The organism is Mesorhizobium sp. M2A.F.Ca.ET.067.02.1.1, from assembly GCF_004023285.1.
Taxonomy (GTDB): Bacteria; Pseudomonadota; Alphaproteobacteria; order Rhizobiales; family Rhizobiaceae; genus Mesorhizobium.
Genome location: NZ_RZSB01000760.1, coordinates 1 through 2864, shown reverse-complemented (window position 1 = coordinate 2864; position 2864 = coordinate 1). Strand labels below are relative to the sequence as shown.

Below are 2864 nucleotides of genomic sequence, written 5' to 3'. Positions count from 1 at the left end.
CAGCTGCAACCGACCGGGCTTCGGCGCGTTGCACGCCGGCGAAGTATCTGGGATCATTGCCGGACAGACGGCATGGAGGCTCGATGGTGGCGGCCAATCGCGGGAACGGGGCGTCGGAGCCGAGGCTGGAAGGCCTGCTCGCAGCGTCCAGGGGCCATCCGCGCACGGCGCTGCCGACTGTGGCGAGCGTGGTGGTCACGGTGGCCGCGCTCTATTTCGGGCGCGAGGTGTTCCTGCCGATCGCCGTCGCGCTTCTGTTGACCTTCGCCATCGCGCCTGTCGTGTCCTCCCTGAAGCGCGCGGGGGTTCCGCGCATCGCGGCTGTCATCGCCAGCGTCGCCGGCGCCTTCGCCGCCCTTTCGCTGTTCTCCTTCGTCGTCGCCACCCAGGTCAGCGACCTCGCCCAGAACATCCCCCTCTACCAGATCAACATCCTGACCAAGGTCCGCGCGCTGAAGGAAAACGGCCTCGGCGGCGGCATCATCTCGCGCCTCGGCGGTGTCATCGAGCGCGTCGGCCAGGAGATCGACCGCCAGGAGCCGCAGTTGCCCTCGGCCGCCCAGGCGCCGAAGCGCGAGCCGATCCCGGTCGAGGTCGTCGCGCATGAAAAGCCGCTCGAGGTGCTGCAGAACCTGATCGGCCCGCTGCTCAGCCCGCTCGGCTCCGCCGGCCTCGTCATCATCGTCGTCATTTTCATGCTGATGGAGCGCGAGGACCTGCGCGACCGCTTCATCCGGCTGGTCGGCTATGGCGACCTCCATCGTACCACGCAGGCGCTGCAGGATGCCGGCAAGCGCGTCGGCCAGTATCTGCTGATGCAACTGGTGGTCAACATCATCTACGCCGTGCCCATCACCATCGGGCTCTGGGTGCTCGGCATCCCCAACGCGCTGCTTTGGGGCCTGCTGGCGCTGGCACTGCGCTTCGTGCCCTATATCGGCCCGATCATCGGCGCGCTGCTGCCGCTGTTCCTCGCCTTGGCCGTGGCGCCCGGCTGGTCGCTGCTGTTGTGGACCGCCGCGCTGTTCGTCGTCGTGGAGCTCGTCACCGGCAATGTCATCGAGCCGTGGCTCTATGGCTCGCATACGGGCTTGTCGCCGCTGGCCATCATCGTGGCCGCGATCTTCTGGACCTGGCTGTGGGGGCCGATCGGCCTGGTGCTGTCGACGCCGCTCACCGTCTGCCTGGTGGTGCTCGGCCGGCACGTGCCGCAGTTCGAGTTCCTCGACGTGCTGTTCGGCAACGAGCCGGTGCTGGAGCCGCATGCCAGGCTCTACCAGCGGCTCCTGGCCGGCGACCCGGACGAGGCGACCGACCATGCCGAGGAGATGCTGGAGGATAAGTATCTGTTCGAATTCTACGGCAAGGTGGCGATTCCCGCGCTGCTGCTCGGCGAGCAGGACCGGGAGCGCGGCGTCATGGATGACGCGCAGCGCCGGCAGCTTGCCGACAGCGCCTTGACGCTGGTCGCCAATCTCGACGACAGCGCCCAGCAGGAGGCTGAGGAGGAAGAGAGCGAGCAGGCGGCCGCTGCCGATGAGAAAGCAACCGACAGCAAGGCTGGCGAGAAAAACAAGGCTAGCGAGAAAAACAAGGCTAGCGAGAAAAACCCTGGCGAAGCCAAGCCTGCCGAGGTGGAGGAAGAGGAGGTCGATCTGCCCGACGGCTCGGGGATCGCAGTGCTCTGCGCCGGCGGGCGCGGCGAGCTCGACGACGCCGCCGCCGCGATGCTGGCCCAGGTGCTGGAAGTGCAGGGCGCTTCGGTGTCGAAGGCGAGCTTTACCGAACTCGAGCCATTGGCGATCCGCCGCCTCGACCTCGAAGCCATCGATGCCGTCGTGATCGGCTTCCTCAACCGCCAATCCACCCGGCACGCGCGCTTCATGGTTCGTCGGCTGAAGCGCCTCAAAGCGAAGCTTCGAGTGGGCATCGTTTTCTGGTCGGAAGTCGGCAATGGCGACGTCGAGGCCGCGGCAGAACTGGCTGCCACTCTAAACGCCGACTTCGTGGCATTCGGCATGGTCGACGCGGTGACCGGAGCGCTTTCCAAAAAGGCGGCCGTCACGCTCAAGGCCGGCCATCGGCGCAGACAGCCGGCGCGCCGCAAGCAGCTGCAGGCCGCGGAGTGAAGGCGGAGCGCTCGCCAGTGGCGTAACGGATCGGCAAAACGGTGGGGAAAAGAAAAACTCGCCGGGCCAACCCTGATGCCCAAAGCCCACAGGCCCGGCGAGATTTAAACCTGATCCCCCGATCAGGACCGGCGGGAGGACACCGGCAATCTCTTCATAGCAAGACGGATGCCAGTCCCGAAACGGGACAGTGACGCTTAACGCCGTAAGTCCTGCGGAACGTCCGTTATGTGTTGCTAATGTGCTACAGCTTATAGGCCGCGCCAGCTTTAAAGTTGCACATGCGGACCTATGAAGCCTTGAAAGGGGGTACCTTGAAGAAGACCTATGAGAAGCCTGTTTTGGCCAGGCGTCAAAAGCTGAGCGTCATCACTGCAACGCCGCCATCTTCCATTCCGACCTGATCTGGCCGGACGCCGAAAAGCCCGCCATCCGGCGGGCTTTCTGATTCTGGATGCACGCGGCGGATTTGAACCCGCTGGATCTTCAGCCGCCCGTTGAAGGCACCAGGCATCCGTCGCCGCATCGCCTTCCGCTGTCGTATCGCCGCGTGCAACGCATGCCGTCATCGGCTATGCCGTCGCCAGCCAATTCCGGCGAACCGAAGGAGCATCCGATGACCAGACCCACCATTCTCAAATTCGGCGCCGTCGAGCATGCCGAGGCCGGCGATCTGCCGGGCTGGATCGTCGTCGAAGGCAGGCCGACCATGCAGACCGCCGTGCAGCATACCAC

General features: G+C 65.4%; 2 protein-coding genes. One reads left to right on the top strand and one right to left on the bottom strand.

The window, feature by feature from the left end:
- Positions 1-86 precede the first annotated feature (86 nt).
- Positions 87-2129, top strand: a complete 2043-nt coding sequence (locus tag EOA28_RS31360; protein WP_245463495.1) for an AI-2E family transporter — start codon at positions 87-89, stop codon at positions 2127-2129.
- Between the two features lie 352 nt (positions 2130-2481).
- Here the strand turns inward: EOA28_RS31360 and EOA28_RS39150 are convergent, their stop codons facing one another.
- Positions 2482-2643, bottom strand: a complete 162-nt coding sequence (locus tag EOA28_RS39150; protein ID WP_189342284.1) for a hypothetical protein — start codon at positions 2641-2643, stop codon at positions 2482-2484.
- Positions 2644-2864 lie beyond the last annotated feature (221 nt).

Bases quoted from the DNA above. Each gene is read 5' to 3' on its own strand.
- EOA28_RS39150 (WP_189342284.1), bottom strand. From the start codon at position 2,643: ATGCCTGGTGCCTTCAACGGGCGGCTGAAGATCCAGCGGGTTCAAATC.